Source organism: Pararhizobium sp. P1_E7 (assembly GCF_056405855.1).
In genome coordinates, this window is the sequence record NZ_JBFUBH010000008.1 from 1 (window position 1) to 19,856 (window position 19,856).

General features: G+C 61.4%; 22 protein-coding genes. 9 read left to right on the top strand and 13 right to left on the bottom strand.

Going from position 1 to position 19,856, the window contains the following annotated elements; translation table 11 throughout:
* The 4 genes from AC1D17_RS11115 to AC1D17_RS11130 all read left to right on the top strand — a co-directional run.
* Positions 1-207: hypothetical protein (locus tag AC1D17_RS11115; RefSeq protein WP_477565475.1), on the top strand; the 207-nt coding region annotated here is incomplete at its 5' end.
* A 46-nt stretch (positions 208-253) separates the two neighbouring features.
* Entirely contained in the window at positions 254-640 is a 387-nt protein-coding gene (locus tag AC1D17_RS11120) for a hypothetical protein (protein WP_477565476.1), read from the top strand.
* Between the two features lie 54 nt (positions 641-694).
* The gene (ubiG, locus tag AC1D17_RS11125; protein ID WP_477565477.1) at positions 695-1,441 is read left to right on the top strand and encodes a bifunctional 2-polyprenyl-6-hydroxyphenol methylase/3-demethylubiquinol 3-O-methyltransferase UbiG; all 747 of its coding nucleotides are present in this window, start codon (positions 695-697) and stop codon (positions 1,439-1,441) included.
* 23 nt (positions 1,442-1,464) lie between these two features.
* Complete coding sequence (locus AC1D17_RS11130) at positions 1,465-2,367, top strand: DUF3616 domain-containing protein (protein ID WP_477565478.1); 903 nt, start codon at positions 1,465-1,467, stop codon at positions 2,365-2,367.
* 14 nt (positions 2,368-2,381) lie between these two features.
* On the opposite strand, the gene AC1D17_RS11135 is transcribed toward AC1D17_RS11130, so the two are convergent.
* The 5 genes from AC1D17_RS11135 to AC1D17_RS11155 form a co-directional block, all read right to left on the bottom strand.
* Entirely contained in the window at positions 2,382-2,549 is a 168-nt protein-coding gene (locus AC1D17_RS11135) for a hypothetical protein (protein WP_477565479.1), read from the bottom strand.
* Positions 2,550-2,637: 88 nt separating this feature from the next.
* Positions 2,638-3,066: a DUF1178 family protein gene (locus AC1D17_RS11140; protein ID WP_477565480.1), complete on the bottom strand. Its 429-nt coding sequence runs from the start codon at positions 3,064-3,066 to the stop codon at positions 2,638-2,640.
* Complete coding sequence (locus AC1D17_RS11145; protein ID WP_477565481.1) at positions 3,063-3,920, bottom strand: carbon-nitrogen hydrolase family protein; 858 nt, start codon at positions 3,918-3,920, stop codon at positions 3,063-3,065. The genes AC1D17_RS11140 and AC1D17_RS11145 overlap by 4 nt, the downstream gene beginning before the upstream one ends.
* Positions 3,921-3,932: 12 nt before the next feature.
* Positions 3,933-4,190, bottom strand: a complete 258-nt coding sequence (gene grxC, locus AC1D17_RS11150) for a glutaredoxin 3 (protein ID WP_264223784.1) — start codon at positions 4,188-4,190, stop codon at positions 3,933-3,935.
* A 48-nt stretch (positions 4,191-4,238) separates the two neighbouring features.
* Entirely contained in the window at positions 4,239-5,027 is a 789-nt protein-coding gene (locus AC1D17_RS11155) for a ComF family protein (protein ID WP_477565482.1), read from the bottom strand.
* A 91-nt stretch (positions 5,028-5,118) separates the two neighbouring features.
* On the opposite strand from AC1D17_RS11155, the gene AC1D17_RS11160 reads away from it, so the two are divergent.
* A complete protein-coding gene (locus AC1D17_RS11160; RefSeq protein ID WP_477565483.1) occupies positions 5,119-6,042 on the top strand; it encodes a methyltransferase domain-containing protein in 924 nt (307 codons plus the stop codon).
* On the opposite strand, the gene AC1D17_RS11165 is transcribed toward AC1D17_RS11160, so the two are convergent.
* From AC1D17_RS11165 to AC1D17_RS11190, 6 genes are all read right to left on the bottom strand, one after another.
* Positions 6,008-6,184 (bottom strand): Flp family type IVb pilin, encoded by a 177-nt coding sequence (locus tag AC1D17_RS11165; RefSeq protein WP_477565484.1) that lies wholly within the window; start codon positions 6,182-6,184, stop codon positions 6,008-6,010. The two genes, AC1D17_RS11160 and AC1D17_RS11165, sit on opposite strands and share 35 nt — an antisense overlap.
* 141 nt (positions 6,185-6,325) lie before the next feature.
* Positions 6,326-6,646, bottom strand: a complete 321-nt coding sequence (locus AC1D17_RS11170; protein ID WP_477565485.1) for a hypothetical protein — start codon at positions 6,644-6,646, stop codon at positions 6,326-6,328.
* 194 nt (positions 6,647-6,840) lie between these two features.
* Positions 6,841-7,254 (bottom strand): 8-oxo-dGTP diphosphatase MutT, encoded by a 414-nt coding sequence (gene mutT, locus AC1D17_RS11175; RefSeq protein ID WP_477565662.1) that lies wholly within the window; start codon positions 7,252-7,254, stop codon positions 6,841-6,843.
* Positions 7,255-7,256: 2 nt separating this feature from the next.
* Positions 7,257-8,030 carry a GNAT family N-acetyltransferase gene (locus AC1D17_RS11180; protein ID WP_477565486.1) on the bottom strand — a complete coding sequence of 258 codons (774 nt, stop codon included), beginning with the start codon at positions 8,028-8,030 and terminating at the stop codon, positions 7,257-7,259.
* A gap of 5 nt (positions 8,031-8,035) precedes the next feature.
* Positions 8,036-9,277 carry a bifunctional glutamate N-acetyltransferase/amino-acid acetyltransferase ArgJ gene (gene argJ, locus AC1D17_RS11185; RefSeq protein ID WP_477565487.1) on the bottom strand — a complete coding sequence of 414 codons (1,242 nt, stop codon included), beginning with the start codon at positions 9,275-9,277 and terminating at the stop codon, positions 8,036-8,038.
* 145 nt (positions 9,278-9,422) lie between these two features.
* Positions 9,423-10,289, bottom strand: coding sequence for a peptidylprolyl isomerase (locus AC1D17_RS11190; protein ID WP_477565488.1), 867 nt, complete (start codon positions 10,287-10,289; stop codon positions 9,423-9,425).
* Between the two features lie 229 nt (positions 10,290-10,518).
* Between AC1D17_RS11190 and secA the strand changes: the two genes are divergently transcribed.
* From secA to AC1D17_RS11205, 3 genes are all read left to right on the top strand, one after another.
* Positions 10,519-13,230 carry a preprotein translocase subunit SecA gene (gene secA, locus AC1D17_RS11195; protein WP_477565489.1) on the top strand — a complete coding sequence of 904 codons (2,712 nt, stop codon included), beginning with the start codon at positions 10,519-10,521 and terminating at the stop codon, positions 13,228-13,230.
* A 442-nt stretch (positions 13,231-13,672) separates the two neighbouring features.
* Positions 13,673-15,094 carry a lipopolysaccharide biosynthesis protein gene (locus AC1D17_RS11200; protein WP_477565490.1) on the top strand — a complete coding sequence of 474 codons (1,422 nt, stop codon included), beginning with the start codon at positions 13,673-13,675 and terminating at the stop codon, positions 15,092-15,094.
* Positions 15,091-16,374 carry a GNAT family N-acetyltransferase gene (locus tag AC1D17_RS11205; RefSeq protein ID WP_477565491.1) on the top strand — a complete coding sequence of 428 codons (1,284 nt, stop codon included), beginning with the start codon at positions 15,091-15,093 and terminating at the stop codon, positions 16,372-16,374. Before AC1D17_RS11200 ends, AC1D17_RS11205 begins: the two co-directional genes overlap by 4 nt.
* Before the next feature lie 26 nt (positions 16,375-16,400).
* Here AC1D17_RS11205 and AC1D17_RS11210 read toward each other — a convergent pair whose 3' ends face one another.
* The gene (locus AC1D17_RS11210) at positions 16,401-18,029 is read right to left on the bottom strand and encodes an AMP-binding protein (protein WP_477565492.1); all 1,629 of its coding nucleotides are present in this window, start codon (positions 18,027-18,029) and stop codon (positions 16,401-16,403) included.
* Positions 18,030-18,186: 157 nt separating this feature from the next.
* On the opposite strand from AC1D17_RS11210, the gene AC1D17_RS11215 reads away from it, so the two are divergent.
* Positions 18,187-19,500, top strand: a complete 1,314-nt coding sequence (locus AC1D17_RS11215) for a calcium-binding protein (RefSeq protein ID WP_477565493.1) — start codon at positions 18,187-18,189, stop codon at positions 19,498-19,500.
* Between the two features lie 121 nt (positions 19,501-19,621).
* On the opposite strand, the gene AC1D17_RS11220 is transcribed toward AC1D17_RS11215, so the two are convergent.
* A complete protein-coding gene (locus AC1D17_RS11220; RefSeq protein WP_477565494.1) occupies positions 19,622-19,846 on the bottom strand; it encodes a hypothetical protein in 225 nt (74 codons plus the stop codon).
* Positions 19,847-19,856: the final 10 nt, after the last annotated feature.

A 19,856-nucleotide genomic window follows, 5' to 3' on the forward strand; every position in this document is an offset into this window, starting at 1 on the left:
AATTCCGGTAGCGCCACCCTGGAAAAGGCGCCGATCATCCGCGCAGAGAGACCGCAGTTGCAGGTAAAAACCACCGAGACGGGGCACATCGCGTGTCATTTACTACCAAACGCTTCGGCACACGATGTGCCCCGGCCGATCCTGCCCGCGCCCCGGCGCAAAAAGATCACCGCAGATCGTATGCCACGGGCGCAACGCGCCGCGTGAACGCGAACGCCTGTTCCGCCCAATTTCAAATATCAAAGGGTATCCCATGCCAAGACAGGACTTTTCCGAATATGAAAAACGCGTCTCGGCCGATCACGAACGCCAATGCCGCACCACCTTGACCATCCACGGCATATGGCTCATTTGCCCGACCCGCAAATGCCGCCGCGACAAGGCCTGCAGCGGGGAAATGCGCGTCTCGGCGCATCAGGATCGCAAAATCCGCGCCCAGCGGGAAATCGGCCTGTCCGGCAATGCCTGCGCAAAACTGCCGCGCTGCATTGCAACAGCCACTGCTTCTGCCTTCAACTTATTCGCGGAACGCCTCGATGATCTTCAAAGAGACGTGATCGCCCATCCGGACGACTTTCTGCCGAATTTCGATCGCCGCCCGAAAGACCGCCAGCCCCGGCGCGACGCTGCCAACCCTTGACTTTCGATCCCGATCATCCGACTTCACAGGGGTATCGTCCAAGGAGTTCCGACCATGAGTGAACAGGCCCGCAGCACCATCGACCAGACCGAAGTCGACCGGTTTTCCGCCATGGCCGCCGAGTGGTGGGACCCGAAGGGCAAGTTCCGGCCGCTGCACAAGTTCAATCCGGTTCGCCTCACCTATATCCGCGACCGCGTCTCGGACAATTTCGGCCGCGAAGCCAAGGCTCCACAGCCGCTGAAGGGGCTGCGCATCCTCGATATCGGCTGCGGCGGCGGCCTTCTGTCGGAGCCGATGGCCCGCATGGGTGCCGATGTGGTCGGCGCCGACGCCTCGGAAAAAAACATCATGATCGCCAAAACCCACGCGGCCGGCAGCGGCGTTGCGGTCGATTACCGCGCGGTGACGGCTGAAGCCCTTGCGGAGGCCGGCGAGACCTTCGATGTCGTGCTCAACATGGAAGTGGTCGAGCATGTCGCCGATGTCGAATTCTTCATGAGCACCTGCGCCTCGATGGTGCGCCCGGGCGGCCTGATGTTCGTCGCCACCATCAACCGCACCATGAAGGCGGCGGCACTTGCGATCTTCGCCGCCGAAAACCTCCTGCGCTGGCTGCCGCGCGGCACCCACCAGTATGAAAAGCTGGTTCGCCCGGAGGAACTCGAAAAACCGGTCACCGCCAGCGGCATGGAGGTGACCGACCGCACCGGCGTCTTCTTCAATCCGCTGTCCAACCAATGGAACCTGTCGAAGGACATGGACGTCAATTACATGATCGTCGCCAAGCGCCCGGCTTGATCCGGACCGCGGAGATGACGGCGATGGAATTTCGATCCACCGGCCCGGGGGATGAGCCCGAACCCGTGTACTATAGCGGCATCTGCGAGGCCTCGGCTGCGGCCGCCCTCGACGACTGCCATTTTGCCGTCGCCAGTGATGAGACCAACACGTTGCAGGTCTATCGCCGCGGAACAGCCGAGCCGGTGCGGGCGCTCAAATTCAAGAGTTTCATCGGCTCGGAAAAGTCCGACATCGAGGCGGCTGCCCGCATTGGCGACACGATCTACTGGATCAGTTCGTTCTCGCGGCCGGGCAACAAGGGAAATGCGAAGGGCCGTTCCGTCCTCTTCGCCTCCCGCATCGTACAAACCCCGCAAGGCCCGACGCTTAAGCCGCTCGGAAAACCGTTCGAAGACCTGCGCGGTTTTCTGAAACAGGTGCTGCAAAGCCCCGGCACGGACATCAACATCGAAGGTCTGGCGGCTTCGCCGGACGGTGACCTGCTGATCGGCTTTCGCGGCCCTCTCATCGGCGGCATGGCGCCTGTCCTGCGCCTGAAAAACCCGGCCCAAATAACCGGTCTTGGCGAAGAACCGCGCTTCGGTGACATCCACCTGCTCGATCTCGGCAATCGCGGCATACGCAGCATCGACTGCGCCGGCCTTTTACCCGCCACCTACCTCATTCTCGCCGGCCCCAGCACCGAGGCCGGCGGGAAAGACGAACAGGACGGCGCATTCGCGCTCTATTCCTGGACCGGCGACGACCAGCCACCGATCCGGCTGTCGCTCCAGCTGCCGAAAGACTTCACAGCCGAAGCCCTCGTCCTCTATCCGGAAAAGCGCCTCGCCCAGGTGCTGAGCGACGACGGGCGCAAGGACGAGAACGAAAACGACATCGCCAAGAAAAAACGCCGCTTCCGCAGCATCGATGTGACGTATTGAGCGATGCGACAATTTCAGTTTTTTTGTAAGCCGATCAGGGTCACAATGCGCGCATGACAAAGCTTCTTGAACAGGCGGTAGCGACCGCGCGGAATCTCCCTCCGGAAATGCAGGACGATATCGCCCGCAATCTCCAGGCTTGAGCGGTAGGAAATATTGCTACCAATTGTCGGTATTGCCAAGAAACTCCGACAGCATCGTCCCCGCCCTTGCCGCTAGACTTTCAACGTCAGCATGGGCAAGGAGATCGGCCTACTACCGGCCGTCATCTCAATTCACATCATCAGGCAGGACCGGCAGGGCTGCAATTTCGATGCCTTCCTCCAGCAGGGCCTTGGCCTCATCGACCGTCGCCTGGCCGATCAGGCCGCGCTGCTTGGCCTCGCCATAGTGAATCTTGCGGGCTTCCTCGGGAAACTTGGTGCCGACATCCTCGGCATTTTCGCGGATCGCGGTGACCAGTTCGCGGATCTTGGCAACCGCTTCCTTGCGGGCCTGATCCATCATCAGCACCTTGGTCTCGTCTTTCTTGCGGGCTGTCGAGACCGAGGGCGCCATCAGCTCCTTGGCCACCGTGGCAGAACCGCAGACCGGGCAGGAAACAAGCTTAAGCTCCGCCTGACGATCGAAGTCGGCGCTCGAGGAAAACCATCCTTCAAAGGAATGGCCGTTGTCACAGGCAAGCGTGTATTTGATCAAGCGGCCACATCCCCGGAGGCGCCGGGCGCCACCTCCTCCAGCAAGAACGACCGGCCGTTCTTCAGGTTTGGAATTTTCGCCCGCGCGGCAGCGACGGCGCCGACGTCGATATCGGCAAGAACGATCCCTTCGCCGGTGCCGCCGGCCGAGGCGAGAACCACGCCCCACGGATCGATGATCATCGAATGACCATAAGTCTCACGGCCGTCCTCATGCACGCCGGCCTGGGCAGCGGCGATCACGAACATGCCGTTTTCGATTGCCCGGGCGCGCAGCAGGATTTCCCAATGCGCCTCGCCGGTCTGGCGGGTAAAGGCCGCGGGCACCGACATGATTTCGGCGCCGGCTGCAGCCTGCGTCCGGAAGAGCTCGGGAAAACGCACGTCGTAGCAGATGGCGCAGCCAAGCTTGCCGAACGGCAGGCTCACCAGCCGCGCCGTGCCGCCGGGCGTATAGGCAGCGCTTTCACGCCAGCTCTCGCCATTGTCGAGATCGACGTCGAACATGTGGATCTTGTCGTAATGGGTGATCTTGCCGCCATCCGGGCCGAACAGAAAGCCGCGATTGGCCATCTTGCCATCGGCAAGGCCGATCGCGGTCGAGCCGACATGCAGATAGATGCCGAGTTCGGCGGCGAGCTTTGAGGCGGCAGCAACGATCAGATCGTTGCTCTCGTCGCGCAAGGCGGCCTTCATCGCGGCGCGGTCGCGCTGCAGCGCACCGGTCATTTCCGGCGTCTGCACATAGGTTGCGCCCTGTGCGGCCGCGTCCCGAACGAGCCGTACCATGGTGTCGGCGTTCCGGGCCGGATCGACACCGGAACACATCTGGATCGCTGCGGCCTTGAACGTCATGGCAGTCACTCCTTAAGCGGCGAGCATCGCGTCCAGCTTGCCGGCGCGGTCCAGCGCATGCAGGTCGTCACAGCCGCCGATATGGGCATTGTTGATGAAGATCTGCGGAAATGTCGTGCCGCCATTCGACCGCTCGATCATCTTCTGGCGGACCTCGGGAGCATAGGTGGCGTCATGCTCCTCGAACGTCACGCCCTTGGTTTCCAGAAGTTTCTTCGCTGCGGAACAATAGCCGCAGAATTGACGGGTATAGATGACGACCGAAGCCATGCGTTGACCTGCTCCTTTGCCGGCCCTGCGCCAGCACAATCTACCGTGTCATATAAGACCGGACATGGCTCTTGCAAAGGTCAAAACGGTTACGTCGGCCGCCCCCGCCCTCTTCAGAGCCCGCGTCGCGGCAGAAACGGTCGCCCCCGTGGTATAGACATCATCGACCAGGACGATGCGCTTGCCGAACAGCGCCGCTTTGCCAGCCGCCGTCACCGAGAATGCCCCGCGCACATTGTCCTGCCGCTGGCTGGCGCCGAGCCCCACCTGCTGGGCAGTCCGCTTGATCCGGATCAGTGCTGAGGGCAGGTAAGGCCGGGCCGAAATCCGGGCAATCGCCCGCGCTAGCTCGGCGGACTGGTTGAACTTGCGGTTCCACAGCCGGAAGGCGTGCAGCGGCACCGGGACGATGGCATCGCAGGCCTGCACATGGCCGTCACCCGCCCGGATCATCCACTTGGCCATCATCACAGCCAGATCGGTGCGGTCGCGGTATTTCAGGCCGTGGACAAGCGACTTGGCAATGCCGTCATGGATGGCAACGGAGCGCAACCGCTCGAAGACGGGCGGATTGGCGATGGCATCGGCCGAAAGAATGCCCGCCCCCAGATCGTGCGAGAACGGCAGGCCGAGAACCTCGCAATAGGGCCGCTCGATCAACCGCAACGTCGACCAGCAGGCCGGGCAGACGCCGCGATGCTGCCCGGTCAGCCGGCCGCAGCCGGCACAGACCGGCGGATAGACCGCATCCACCGCTGCCGTCATCAGGCCGCGCAGGCCTCTGCGCAGACCATCGGCCAGCCGCCATCCCGGATTTTCTGCCCCTTCGTTCTCCATGAGGTTGACTTTACGGCGAGCCGGGTTTCTTTGCGATCAAGATTTTGGGCGCTCGGATGTTTGGGCGATCAGATTTTTAGGAAGCACAGCCGTGGATATCGTTTTCGACCAGACGCTCATCGAAGCCCGCCGCAAGCGGGCATTGCGCAACGGCGATCCGAAGGCGCAATTCCTGCTGGAGATTGCCGCACAGGAACTCTCCGAACGCCTTGCTGTCGTCGAGCGCCATTTCGACAAGGCGGTCGAGCTGCACGGTTATACCGGCCTGACGGCCCGTTACATCGCCAACACCGGCAAGGTTACCGGGATCGAGCGGGTCGAGACGGATGCGTCCTTTGCCGCTGAGGATGAGAAAATCTCCGTCGCCTCGCTGGAGACGGTGCCGCTTTCACCGGAATCGGCAAACCTCATCGTCTCGCCGCTGTCGCTGCACCTGACCAACGATACGCCCGGCGTGTTCATCCAGGTCCGCCGCGCGCTCAAACCCGACGGCCTGTTCCTCGCCGCCATTCCCGGCTCCGGCACCTTGCAGGAATTGCGCGAGGTGCTCTTGGCGGCGGAAAGCGAAATGACCGGCGGCGCCAGTCCCCGCGTCATCCCCTTTGCCGATGTCCGTGACATCGGCGCGCTCCTGCAGCGTGCAGGCTTCAGCTTGCCGGTCGCCGATACCGAGACCTACACGGTGCGCTACGCGTCGCTGTTCTCATTGTTGAAAGACCTGCGGTCGATGGGGATGGGCAATCCGCTCGCAGCCCGCAGCCGCAAGCCCCTCACCCGGAGCTTTTTCGTGCGTGCCGCCGAAATCTACGCCGAACGCTTTGCCGACCCGGACGGCCGCATCCGCGCGACATTCTCGATCATCTATATTTCCGGCTGGGCACCGCACGAAAGCCAGCAGAAACCGCTGAAACCCGGTTCGGCGAAACAACGGCTGTCCGATGCGCTGAGCACGCGCGAACTGCCTAGTGCGGACGCGGACTTTACGTCCCCCCGGCACCCAGGAGCGCTGTCGTGACCGTCTGAAAAACGGCCAGAAGTGAATCCGAGAAGGCTTCAAGCCCAACGATCATGCCGATCGAAACGAGGCTGGCCAGCAGACCGTACTCGATCGCCGTTGCACCGGATTTGTCTTTCAAGAGGCGAATCAGTGCCGTCATGTGCTCCCCCGCTCCTGCGCATGCCCTAGCGGATGACATCACCCGAAAGGCACGAATTACGCACTGTCTCTATCGGGCAGATACCCGCCCCGGACTGGCAATGAACGGAGCGCCGGGGGGTGTCCCCAGCCCACAGAGCCCTCASCAGCCGCTTTTGCTTCCATTGCCGTCGATGATGCAGACGGCGCCCGGCATTTCCTGCAGGACGCTGCGGCGCACCGTATAGCGCTTGGCCGGCGGACTGCTCGGGATAGAGCCGGTCGAAATATTGTCATAGTTGATCGGCGCGTCGGCAAGCACCTTGTTGTCCGTCTTCGACGTCAGCATCGGCGTCAGGATGAGGGTCAGCGCGATGACGGCGGTGCCGAACAACAGCGACAGATTGAGCGCGCCGGTGCGGCGGCTCTGGGTCGTCACCAGATCCTTGTCCTGAACCGTTCTCCAAAAATCGTCTTCGACCATCGTCTGCCTCTTCGAATACGTGCGTTTCCCTGAAGCCGGCTCAAGCACCACTTCACCATGTCGACGCCTATAAAAAACCGGCATCGGTCACGGGGTTCATCCCCAAACCAATAGACACCGGCACTTACTCGAAGCTGATTTTGCGGGAGGGTGATAAATGTTCGATTAATAAAATAGAAATTTTTGGGATTTGCTCAGAGCAAATCCATTAAGTAGGGGATAAGCGGCTCGTCGGCGGGCGGCATCGGGTAATCGCGCAGCGCTTTGGGGCGAACCCACTTCACCGCCTGGCCTTCCCGGCCATAGGCGACGCCCTCATAGCGCCGGCAGACATAGAGCGGCATCAGCAGATGAAAGTCGTCATAGGTATGGCTGGCAAATGTCAACGGCGCGAGGCAAGCGACCTTGGTGCGAACACCCAGTTCCTCGTCCAGTTCGCGGATCAGCGTTTCCTCCGGCGTTTCGCCGGGCTCGACCTTGCCGCCGGGAAACTCCCAGAGCCCGGCCAGCGACTTGCCCTGCGGCCGCTGGGCGAGAAGGATCCGGCCGTCGCTATCGACCAGCGCGCAGGCAGCCACCAGAAGAATCTTTCGGCCGGTAACGTCCATCATCACACCCCTTCACGCCGGTAGGTATACCGGTAGACATCCCGGAAGCCGAACTTGCGATAGAGGTTGATGGCCGCCGCATTATCGCTCTCGACCGAAAGCCAGGCGGTGCGGGCGCCGCGCAGGCGGGCCCAGCGCAGCGAGGCGTTGACGATGGCGCTGCCCACGCCCTGCCGCCGGACGCTCTCAGCCACGGCAACCTGCAAAATACCTGCGAGATCGTTGTCGTGAACGGCGAGCGACACCGCGATCGGGCCTTCGTCCTGAGATTCGAACAGGAACAATCCGCATTCCGGCTTGATCGCGTTGATGATCTCGCTGAGACCCGCCTTGTCCTGGCTGCTTTCACCGCAAATCTGCAGCCGGGCATCGACGAAACGGCCGACATCGCGCAACGGCAGATGCTCGATCGCTTCCGTCGTGTCGTTCGGTGGAATATCGGCCATCATGACGATGGCTTCGGAGAACACCGGCCACTGGTGCTCGTTCATGTAGGCAATCAGTTGCGGCGGCGTCAGCGGCGTCTGGCGCACGGTCAGCGGCCGGCCATAGTCGGAAAAGCGCTTGGCGGCCTTCTCAAGCCTGACCTCGATATCGCGGCTGTCGGACGGATCGAGCGGATTGACCGAATTCAGGCGCTTGGAATCATGGCCCGCCGTCAGCCGGATCAGCCAGCTGCCGTCATACTGCACCGATGCCGCCGGCCAGGCGCGAAAGCCGACGGCTTCCAGACGCCGCACGGTCGGCAAATCGGCTTTCGAGATCGTATCCTGCACGGCCATCAGCTCCGGTAATCGCCGTTGATCTCGACATATTCCTTTGTCAGATCGCAGGTATAGACGGTCGCCTTGCCCGATCCGAGACCGATCTCGACGCGGATGGCGATATCTTCTTCCTTCATCACGGCGGTTGCAGCCGCTTCCGAATAGGCCGGATCGCGCTCGCCATCGACAGCAACGCGCACATCGCCGAACCAGATCGCCAGCCGGTCGCGGTCGGCCATTTCGCCGGACTTTCCGACAGCCATGACCACGCGGCCCCAATTGGCGTCCTCGCCAGCGACCGCGGTCTTCACCAGCGGCGAATTGGCGATCGACAGGCCGATGCGCTTTGCAGCGGCATCGCTCTCGGCGCCCTCGACGGTAACGGCAACCATCTTGCGCGCACCTTCACCATCGCGCACCACCTGCAGCGCCAGATCGCGCAGGAGATCGTTGAGAGCAGCGCGGAACCCGGCAAGCGCCGGATCGGTCGCGGTGACAATCTTTGCCTGTCCATCCTTGCCGGCGGCTCCGGTGGCAAACAGCATCAGCGTGTCGGAGGTCGAGGTATCGCTATCGACGGTGACGGAATTGAACGTCGGGCCTGTGCCTTCCGACAAAAGAACCTGCAGGGCTTGCGGCGCGATATCCGCGTCGGTGACGACAAAGGACAGCATCGTCGCCATGTCGGGCGCGATCATGCCGGCGCCCTTGGCGATGCCGTTGATAACGACGGTCACGCCGCCGATCTTAGTGCTGCGCGTCGATACCTTCGGATAGGTGTCGGTCGTCATGATCGCCTTGGCGGCCTCGAACCAGAAATCGCCGGTTGCCTGCGTGGTCATGTCGCTCAAAACGCCCGCGAATTTCGTCGCATCCAGCGGCTCGCCGATGACGCCGGTGGAGGCGAGAAAGACTTCGCCGGCCGAGCAGCCAACCGCTTTTGAGGCCGACTGTGCCGTCAGCTCGGTCGCCGCCCTGCCCTTCTTGCCCGTAAACGCGTTGGCATTGCCGGAATTGACGACCACGGCGCGCGCAACACCGCCCGCCAGGTTCTGACGGCAGAAATCGACCGGTGCCGAGGGGCAGCGCGATTTGGTAAAGACGCCGGCAACAGCGGCCGGTTCATCGAAAACCATCAAGAGGACATCGGTGCGGTTCTTGTACTTGATGCCGGCAGCGGCGGTCGCCATACGGACGCCGCGCACCGGCGGCATGTCGGCGAAGGATTTCGGAGCAAGCGGAGAAACGGAACCGGACATGATCAACCCTGTTTAGCGATGATGGCCCGGCCTTACGGGCCCACAAACGAAATCCCGAAGAGCCTGACGCCTCCGGGACCTGTGTCGTTCAATTGATACCAGAACGGCGTGACCGTCCGAAGACGAACGATCACGCCTGATGTCATCAGTTGGCGGTCGCGGCTTCTGCCTTGTTGGCGTCGTCATACGCCTTCTTCAGCGCCGGATCGGTGATATCGACACCCGCTTCCTTCTTGGCCGCCGTCAGAAGTTCGATGTATTTATCGCGCATGACGAGCTGCTTGACCTGCTGCTCGACCTGCTCGAACGGCGGCGGCGGCTGGATGCGCTTGTCTTCAAGCAGGATGACATGGAAGCCGAACTGCGTCTTCACCGGCACCGCCGTGTACTTGCCCTTTTCAAGCTTGAAGGCCGCTTCGGAGAATTCCGGAACCATGCGGTCCTTGGTGAAATAACCGAGATCGCCGCCATCGGCCTTGTTTGGATCGGTCGACTTTTCCTTGGCGATCGTCGCGAAGTCCTTGCCGGCATCGAGGTCCTTGATGATCGCCTTGGCTTCTTCCTCGGTCTTGACCAGGATATGGCGGGCCTTGGCCTCTTCCTGCTGAGGAATCTTGGCGATTTCCGCGTCGTAGCGTGCCTTGATCTCTTCCGGCTTGACGGCATCGACAACGTGCTTCTTGAAGAAGGCGTTGTGCAGTTCGCGGTCGGTCAGGTAGGCGAGACGCTTCTTGAAGTCCGCGTCGTTCTGCAGACCTTCCTTGTCGGCGTCCTTGGCAAGCAGCTTGACGTCGATCAGGCCGGAAAGTGCCGCAGCGCGCTTCTGATCTTCCGGCAGCTGTGCAAGCTGCGGATCAAGACCGGTGAGGGCGTAGTTCAGCTCCGACTGGTGGATTTCGGTATCGCCGACCTTGGCGATCACCGGATCGGCAGCATCCTGTGCCGCTGCCGGGCCTTGGGCGGCCATGACAGCGATCAGGGCAACCGCCGCAAGCATTTTGTATTTCAACATCCTCATACCTTCCACGCTGGTATCCGGAACCGTGGTCACGGCCGGCCTGAAACGTTCCACATCATCAGATTGTGGCCGTTCTGTAGCCTTGGCGCCCCTCAACTCCGTTGACATAATTCGACCCCCCTCTTATCTGTCACGCAACCTCGCGTCCAGAACAGTTCCGGGCGTTTCATAGTATTTCGCGGAAATTGACCGCGTTGGCGATATAGAAGAAAGGACCATTCTTATGGTCAGTCTCGGCGGCCTCGCCCGCAAAATCTTCGGCTCATCGAATGACCGCCGTGTGCGTGGCTACAAAGCCAAGGTCGATGCCATCAATGCCCTTGAAGCAGAAACCAAAGCGCTTTCCGACGAAGCACTGGCTGCCAAGACCGTTGAATTCCGCAAGCAGCTGGCTGATGGCAAGACGCTTGACGACCTGCTGGTCCCCGCTTTCGCCGTTGCCCGCGAAGCCGCGCGCCGCACGCTCGGCCTGCGGCCCTTCGATGTCCAGCTGATCGGCGGCATGATTCTGCATGAAAAGTCGATCGCCGAAATGAAGACCGGCGAAGGTAAGACCCTGGTGGCAACTCTGCCGGTCTACCTCAATGCCCTTGCCGGAAAGGGCGTACACGTCGTCACCGTCAACGACTACCTGGCCACCCGTGACTCGGCGACGATGAACCGGATCTATTCGTTTCTCGGGCTGACGACGGGCGTCATCGTTCACGGCCTGACCGATGACCAGCGCCGCGCTGCCTATGCCTGCGACGTCACCTATGCGACCAACAACGAACTCGGCTTCGATTATCTGCGCGACAACATGAAGTACGAGCGCAGCCAGATGGTCCAGCGCGGCCACTTTTTCGCCATCGTCGACGAAGTGGACTCGATCCTCGTCGACGAGGCCCGCACGCCGCTGATCATTTCCGGTCCGCTCGACGACCGTTCCGATCTTTACAACACCATCAACACCTTCATCCCGCTCCTGTCGCCGGAAGACTATGAAATCGACGAGAAGCAGCGCTCGGCCAACTTCTCCGAGGACGGCACCGAGAAGCTCGAAAACCTGCTGCGCGAAGCAAACCTGCTGAAGGGCGAAACGCTTTACGACGTCGAGAACGTCGCGATCGTCCATCACGTCAACAACGCGCTGAAGGCCCACAAGCTTTTCCAGAAAGACAAGGACTACATCGTCCGCAACGACGAGATCGTCATCATCGACGAATTCACCGGCCGCATGATGCCGGGCCGCCGTTACTCGGAAGGCCAGCACCAGGCACTCGAAGCCAAGGAAAAGGTCACCATCCAGCCGGAAAACCAGACGCTGGCCTCGGTCACCTTCCAGAACTATTTCCGCATGTACAAGAAGCTCGGCGGCATGACCGGTACGGCGTCGACCGAAGCGGAAGAATTCGGCAACATCTACGGCCTGGAAGTCGTCGAAGTCCCGACCAACCTGCCGATCAAGCGTCTCGACCAGGACGACGAAGTCTACCGGACGGCGGAAGAGAAATACAAGGCGATCATCGCCGAGATCAAGGATTCGCAGGATCGCCAGCAGCCGGTCCTGGTCGGCACCACCTCGATCGAAAAATCCGAACTTCTCGCTGAAATGCTGAAAAAGGCCGGCTTTACCAATTTCCAGGTGCTGAACGCCCGCTACCACGAGCAGGAAGCCTATATCGTTTCGCAGGCAGGCGTTCCGGGTGCCGTCACGATCGCCACCAACATGGCCGGCCGCGGCACCGACATCCAGCTTGGCGGCAACCTTGAAATGCGCATCGAGCGCGAGCTTGGCGAGATGGAACACGGCCCCGAGCGCACCGAGAAGGAAGCCGCGATCAAGGCCGAAGTCCAGCGCCTGAAGGACGTTGCACTGGCTGCCGGCGGTCTCTACGTGCTGGCGACCGAGCGTCACGAAAGCCGCCGCATCGACAACCAGCTGCGCGGCCGCTCCGGCCGTCAGGGCGACCCCGGCCGCTCCAAATTCTTCCTGTCGCTGCAGGACGACCTGATGCGCATCTTCGGTTCCGACCGCATGGATTCGATGCTGCAGAAGCTCGGCCTCAAGGAAGGCGAAGCGATTGTCCATCCCTGGATCAACAAGGCGCTGGAACGGGCCCAGAAGAAGGTCGAGGCCCGCAACTTCGACACCCGTAAAAACCTTCTGAAATACGATGACGTCCTGAATGACCAGCGCAAGGTGATCTTCGAGCAGCGCATCGAGATGATGGATGCGACGGACATTTCCGAAACGGTCGCCGACATGCGCCATGAGGTCATCGAGGACATCGTCGCCAAGCGCATTCCGGAAAAGGCCTATGCCGAAAAGTGGGATGCCGTCGGCCTGAAGGCGGACGCGCAGAACTCGCTCAACCTCGACCTGCCGATCGTCGAATGGGCCGCCGAGGAAGGCATAGACGAGAACGATATTCGCGAGCGCATCACCGCCGAGGCCGACAAGGCCGCCGCGGACCGCGCCGAGCGTTTCGGCCCCGATATCATGCTCTATGTCGAGCGCTCGGTGGTTCTGCAGACGCTCGACCATCTCTGGCGCGAGCACATCGTCAACCTCGATCACCTGCGCTCCGTCATCGGCTTCCGCGGTTATGCCCAGCGCGATCCGCTGCAGGAATACAAGTCGGAAGCCTTCGAACTGTTCCAGGCGCTTCTGGCGAACCTTCGCCAGGCCGTCACGGCCCAATTGATGCGGGTCGAGCTGGTGCGCGAAGCAGCAGAAGCGCCGCAGCCGGTGCCTCCGGAAATGGTCGGCCACCATATCGACCCGGTAACCGGCGTCGATGACTTCGCAGACAGCGTCAACCTGAACTTCGTCGAACCGAAAAACCGCAATCCGCAGGATCCATCGACCTGGGGCAAGGTCGCCCGCAACGAGGCCTGCCCTTGCGGCTCCGGCAAGAAGTACAAGCACTGCCACGGCGCGTTTGAAGCGTAGGCTGCTCCAGCCTTGCATTCGTGAGCAGCAGGGCTTATTTTCTGAAGTGGCAGACGGGATTGCACTCCCGCCCACCGTGGACTTATTTAGCGATATTGACCCGGACAGCTATTGACCAGCCTGTCCGGGTTTTTCGCATCATAAGCGTGATGCTAAATGGCTTTTGCCACATAGAACACCTCCAGATTCGACAGCAAGGCCGTTGCCACAGCCGGGGAGCCCGTCTTCCCGGTTGCACGGGCTGGTACCGCGCACGCTGCTTCCACCGTCGAACGCAACCGAGAATAGCACACCGATTGCGGTTGTCAGCACCCGCCAGCCGGCCACGTTTAGCCGGTTCATGACGGCGAATGCGGGGCGCCGGCCTTTCTCCACCCTTTGTTAACGCTGATCTGGCAAGACTGGCATCCTGTTTTGCGTAGTTTCGGGTACTCCATTGTTCATGGCAGCGTGTCAAACGGCTGGACGAATCTTGCCGCCCGCATTGAGGGACCGGTTGTCGCCGCTGCTTGAAAAGCTCCTGCCCGTTCTGACCAGCAACGACCCCAGGCATCTTGCGCAGCGCATGGCGCTTGTCGCCTTTGCCATCCGCGTCGTCAGCGCCGCTATCGCCTTCGTCTCGCAGATCATCCTCGCCCGTGTCATGGGCGAATTCGAATACGGCATCTTCGTTTTCGTCTGGGTACTGGCGGTGCTGTTCGGCAACCTCTCCTGCCTCGGCTTCCATACCGCCATCATCCGCTTCCTGCCGCAATATCGTGCCCGCGAAGCGCTGGCCGAAATCCGCGGGCTGACGACGACCGTGCGCATCTTTGCGATGCTTTCTGCGACAGGGCTTGCTGTCACTGGCTTTGCCGGACTTTGGGTGTTCGGCGACCGCATCGACAGCTACTATCTCGTACCGCTCTATCTCGGCACCTTTTCGCTGCCGATGATCGCGCTTGGCGACGTGATGGACGGCACTTCGCGCGCGCATAGCTGGGCCGTTTCGGCGATGAGCCCGACCTACATCATTCGGCCGATTCTGATTCTGGCTTTCATGATGCTGGCGGTGGCGATCGGCGAGCCGCACACCGCCCGCACCGCCATGATCGCTGCGATGGCCGCCACCTATCTGACCAGCGTCAGCCAGTTCTTCATTCTGACGTGGCGTTTGCGCAGGCGCTATGTCAAAGGGCCGAGCCGCATCGAATTCGGCGCCTGGTTCCGCGTCGCTCTGCCGATCTTCCTGATCGAGGGCTTCGGTTTCATGCTGACCAATTCCGATGTCGTCATCGTCGGCCTCTATCTCGATCCGGCAAGCGTCGCGATCTATTTCGCCGCCGCCAAGACCATGGCTCTGGTGCATTTCGTGATGTTTTCCGTCAAGGCTGCCGCATCGCCGCGCTTTTCCGCGGCCATGGCCAGCCCGGACAGGCAGCAGTTGGCCGTCATCGCAATTGAAAGCGCCAAGTGGTCGTTCTGGCCGTCGCTCGTGGTCGGGCTCATGGTCCTTGCCTGCGGCTCGTTCCTCTTGTCGCTGTTCGGCCCTGCCTTCGTCTCCGGTTATCCGCTGATGGCCATCCTGCTTGCCGGCATCCTGGCAAAAGCGCTGGTCGGGCCTGCCGAGGCGTTTCTCACCATGGCCGGCCAGCAAAAACTTTGCGTCGCGCTCTACGCCGTGGCGCTTGTCTGCAATCTGGCGCTCAACGTCACGATGATCCCGATGTTCGGGCTGACCGGTGCCGCAATCGCCACGGCCGGCGCCATGTTCGTCGAGGCGATCCTGCTCCATGTGGCCGTCCGCCGCACCTTCGGCATCGTTCTCTTCGCCTTTGCCGACCCGCATGCCCGAACCATCAAATCAGAGGCACCCCGCTCATGACCGGCAATCCGCATTTTCCAGACGACGCCAACAGCCGGTCGGCACGCATTCTCGGCGGCCTCGTTCCGCCGGCGCCCGATCAGCCCGTTGCCGACAATACCATCGCCATCGGCCGCCCCGGCCGTCAGCTTTGCTTCTATCCGGCGCGCCAGGGCTATGAGTTGCAGGCGGAACTGGATTTTCTGTCCAATCGCGCAATGGAGCCGAACGTGTTCTTTACCGGCCGCTTCCTCGCACCGGCCATGCCGCGCCTGGAAGACCGTATCATCCGCCTGGCGCTGATCCGCGACACCGACGAACGCCGCAGCCGCATTCGCTTCCTGATGCCGTTTTCGATCGAAAAGCCGGGTTTTTCGATCGGGGCCCCGATCATCCGAGCCTGGTCCAACCCGTTCGGCCCGCTCGGGGTACCCCTGCTCGACGCCGAGGACGCGGCCGAAACCATCGACAATTTCTACGAGGCGCTCACCTCCCCGGCAGTGGGCCTGCCCGGCGTTCTTGTGCTTCCCGACATTCGTCTCAAGGGCAAGTTCGCGCAGCTGGCCCGCGCCGTCGCCATTGGCCGCAACCTGCCTTTGACGGTCACCGACACATTCAGTCGGCCGATGCTGGAAAGCCTGCAGGACGGCGAGACCTATCTGCGCCACGCAATCAGCGCGGGGCATCTGCGCGAATTGCGCCGGCAGTGGAAGCTTTTGGAAAGGACCGGCCGCGTCTCCTACAACGTCGCCCGCCAACCGGCCGACATCCGCGTTCGCATGGAGGAGTTCCTGGCGCTGGAAGCGGGCGGCTGGAAAGGCCGGGCCCACACCGCCATGGTGCTCGACCGCTACCGCGCCGCCTTTGCCCGCGAGGCGATCACCAACCTTGCCGAAGCCGACAGCGTGCGCATTCACACGCTCGACCTCGACGGCACGGCGATCGCTTCAATGATCGTCTTCATGATGGCGGGCGAGGCCTATACGTGGAAAACGGCCTATGACGAGCAATATGCCAAATATTCGCCGGGCAAGCTTTTGCTGGCCGAGTTGACGGAATGGCATCTCGACGACGCCAACATCATGCGCTCCGACAGCTGTGCGGCTCCCGATCATCCGGTCATGAGCCGTTTCTGGGAGGAGCGCGAGGAGATGGGAACACTTGTGATCGGCCTCAAGCAGAACCGGGATCGCGACGTGCGGCAGGTGGCGGCCCAGCTCCATCTTTACCGCAATACCCGCAACATGGCGCGGCTGCTGCGCGAAAAGATCCGGTCGCTGGCACCACGCGTCTTGCGGTAGGGAATGCCCCATTCCGGGCAAGCAAATCAGCCCTCCGCGACAGCCCGATCACGCAGGATGCGGCGGATGACCTTGCCGGAGGTGGTGAGCGGCAAGCTGTCGAGAAACTCGATCTCGCGCGGATATTCGTGCATCGACAGCCGCGTCTTGACCCAATCGCGGATATCCGCCGCAAGTTCAGCACTTGCCGCATGGCCAGGCCTCAGCACTACATAGGCCTTGACGATCTCGGTTCGCACCGGATCGGGCTTGCCGATGGCCGCAGCCAGCTGCACGGCCGGATGCCCCGCCAGACAGTCCTCGATTTCGCCGGGGCCGATCCGGTAGCCGGACGAGGTGATGACATCGTCGTCACGGCCGAAGAAGGTGATGTAGCCCTCTTCATCCTGAACGCCCTGATCGCCCGTCGTCATCCAGTCGCCGATGAATTTTGCCGCAGTCGCCGCATCATTGTTCCAGTAGCCAAGGAACATCACCGGATCGGGCCGGCGCACGGCAACCTGACCGACGGTGCCGGCGGGAAGCAGCCTGCCCTCGCCATCGATAATCGCAACATCATGGCCGGGCGCCGGCTTGCCCATCGAGCCGGGCTTCAGCACGCCAAGATTGGCAGCGGACGACAAGACGATGTTGCACTCCGTCTGGCCGTAGAACTCGTTGACCGGAACCCCGAAGGCCTCGCTTGCCTGCTCCCAGGTTTCGCGGCCGAGCGATTCGCCTGCCGAACCGATGGTGCGCAGATTGAGGCTGTAGAGCGCGCGTGGATTGTCGACCGATTTCATCAGCCGCAGCGCTGTCGGCGGAATGAAGGCATTGCGCACGTCCATCTCCGCCAGGATGCGGAAAGCCATGTGCGGATCGAACTTCTGGCCGGGTGAGGACACCACGGGAACGCCGAGCAGCAGCGAAGGCAAAAGCGCATTGAGCAGACCGCCAGCCCAGGCCCAATCGGCCGGGGTCCACATCCGGTCACCCGGTTGCGGCAGGAAGGCGTGGTGGAACTGGAAGCCGGGAATATGGCCGAGCAGAACGCGATGCCCGTGCAGCGCGCCTTTGGGCGGCCCGGTCGTGCCCGACGTGTAGATCATCATCGCCGGATCATCCGGCGTCGTATCGGCGGCGGCAAATGTGGACGGAGAACCTTCCGCAAGGGCGATAAAGGCGACGGTTTCCGGCGCGTCTCCATCGGTGAGCACCACGGATTTCAACGCCGGCAGCCGACTGCGGATTGCGGCGATTTTTTCATAGCCGAACCGATTGGTGACGATGGCCGCGGCACCCGCATCGCGCAGCCGGTACTCAAGCGCCTCGACACCGAACAGAAGGGCGAGCGGCAGGGCGATGGCGCCGATCTTGTAGATGCCCGCATGGGCGATCGCGGTCTCAAAACTCTGGGGCAGAAGGATCGCCACCCGATCTGCGGGCCTGACGCCCTGCCCCAGAAGACCCCGGGCAAAGGAGGAGGATTGGGCTGCAAAAGCACCATAGGTCAGTGACAGGTGCGCACCGTCCGGACTGAAATGCTGTAGACAGACACGCTCCGGCTCGCGCGCGGCCCAGACATCGCTGACGGCCGTGCCGATGTTGAATTTTTCCGGAATCCGCCAGCGGAAGTCCCGGCGGAGATTTTCATAGGTATCGCTGATCGGAAGCATGTGCCTGCTGCAAAATATTTCGCTGCAGCGCACCTAACACTTCTGGTGAAGAGACTTCAACTCCAGTTACAGGACGGTCTCAGTTGCAGTTCCATCGATATAATATTATGGTTTGCTAATCTACCTAATCGTTAGCCACGAAGGGGAGGATTCTTTTATGGCAAATTTCACATCGTTTTTCCCGGGCGGAATATATCCAGATCACTACAGTCCTCCACTGCCGGGTTTCGACTACCTCCCATTTTTCGAGGAGATTGTTGATTTCGATAAAGCGACCCGGACCACGAACACCTCGAGTGCCATCAATTTTGATCTCGCGAATGGATTGAAACTGCAGCTCGTTGGGAGCGGGTTTACGTTCGGTTCAGGTGGACACGCAACGGGAGGGACACTGACAGGCTTTGTGGTCTACCTCCATAACGGCACCACCAAAATGCAGCAGTTGACGGGACTTAATATCTCCCTTGAGACTTTCTTGGATGCCGCAGCCGCCTATAACCAGTATGATCTGGCGCGGTTCCTGCTGCGTGGCAACGATACGCTGACAGGAAATGGCGGTGATCAGACCCTCGTCGGATATGCCGGCAATGACACCTTCATCGGCGGAGCGGGGGGCGACTTCGTCCAAGGCGGCGAAGGCAAGGACACCTATGACGGCAACGGGAGCGACCGCGATACGCTTTCCTTTGACGATGCGTATTATACGCCCACAGCCTATCGTGGCGTCGCTCTGGACTCCACCAAAGGGATGCTTACTGACGCGTGGGGCAATGTCGAAACATTCAAAGAATTCGAAAATTTCCGCGGAACGCAGTTCAGGGACAGCTTCATCGGCTCGAGCATAGACGAACAATTTATGGGGCTTGGCGGCCGCGACACGATCGACGGCGGCGGCGGTTTCGATGTTGTCCGATATGATGGCGATCAGCGCCGCGAAGGGACAGGCCGCGTGACCGTTAGTCTGTTGAGCCAGAGGGCGACCGACGGATTTGGCCAGGTGGACACTCTGAAGAATATCGAGGGCGCCCGCACCGGCAGCGCATCTGATATCCTATATGGCAATTCAGCCGACAACCTCTTGCGCGCTGGCGGGGGCAACGACTTTCTCTCCGGAGGCCTGGGCAACGACAGGCTGCGCGGCGAAGGTGGCAGTGATACATTCGTTTTCAACACAGCCCTGAACGCCACAACCAATGTCGATAGCATCCGGGATTTCGATGCTGCCGCCGACACGATACGCCTTGAAAATGCGATCTTTTCCGCCCTGACAGCGACCGGCACGCTGGCAAGCGCCGCATTTCTCGCGAACACGACCGGGTTGGCCGCCAACAGCAGCGACCGCATCATCTACGAAACCGACACCGGCGCACTGTACTACGACAGCAACGGCAATGCCGCAGGCGGCGGCGTGCATTTCGCGACGATCGAGAATAAAGTGGCTCTGACAGCGGCCGACTTCTTCGTCGTCTGATAGTCAAAAGGCCGGTGCGGGAAGAATACGTCCGAGCTTGAGCCCTCAGCCGGATGTGCTGTCGAAGCACATCCGGGCGCGTGCGGCCAGGCGATCCCGCCAGTGTCCGCTATCCCTGAGATTACGAAGCGAAAACGACCTCGCGGCCGTCACGGTCGCTCAATGCTCCAAGGATTTCGTCCTGGGTTGTATAGCCTGCGAAAAACAGGTCGATCACCACACCCGCGGCGCTGACGCCTGCCTGGCTACGCAAACCGATACTGCGTTCCGCACACCAGGTAAACAACGCGCCGGACAGCGCTTCAACATCGTCGAAAACAACGCGGGCCGTAGCAGACTGGGACATATGCGATCTC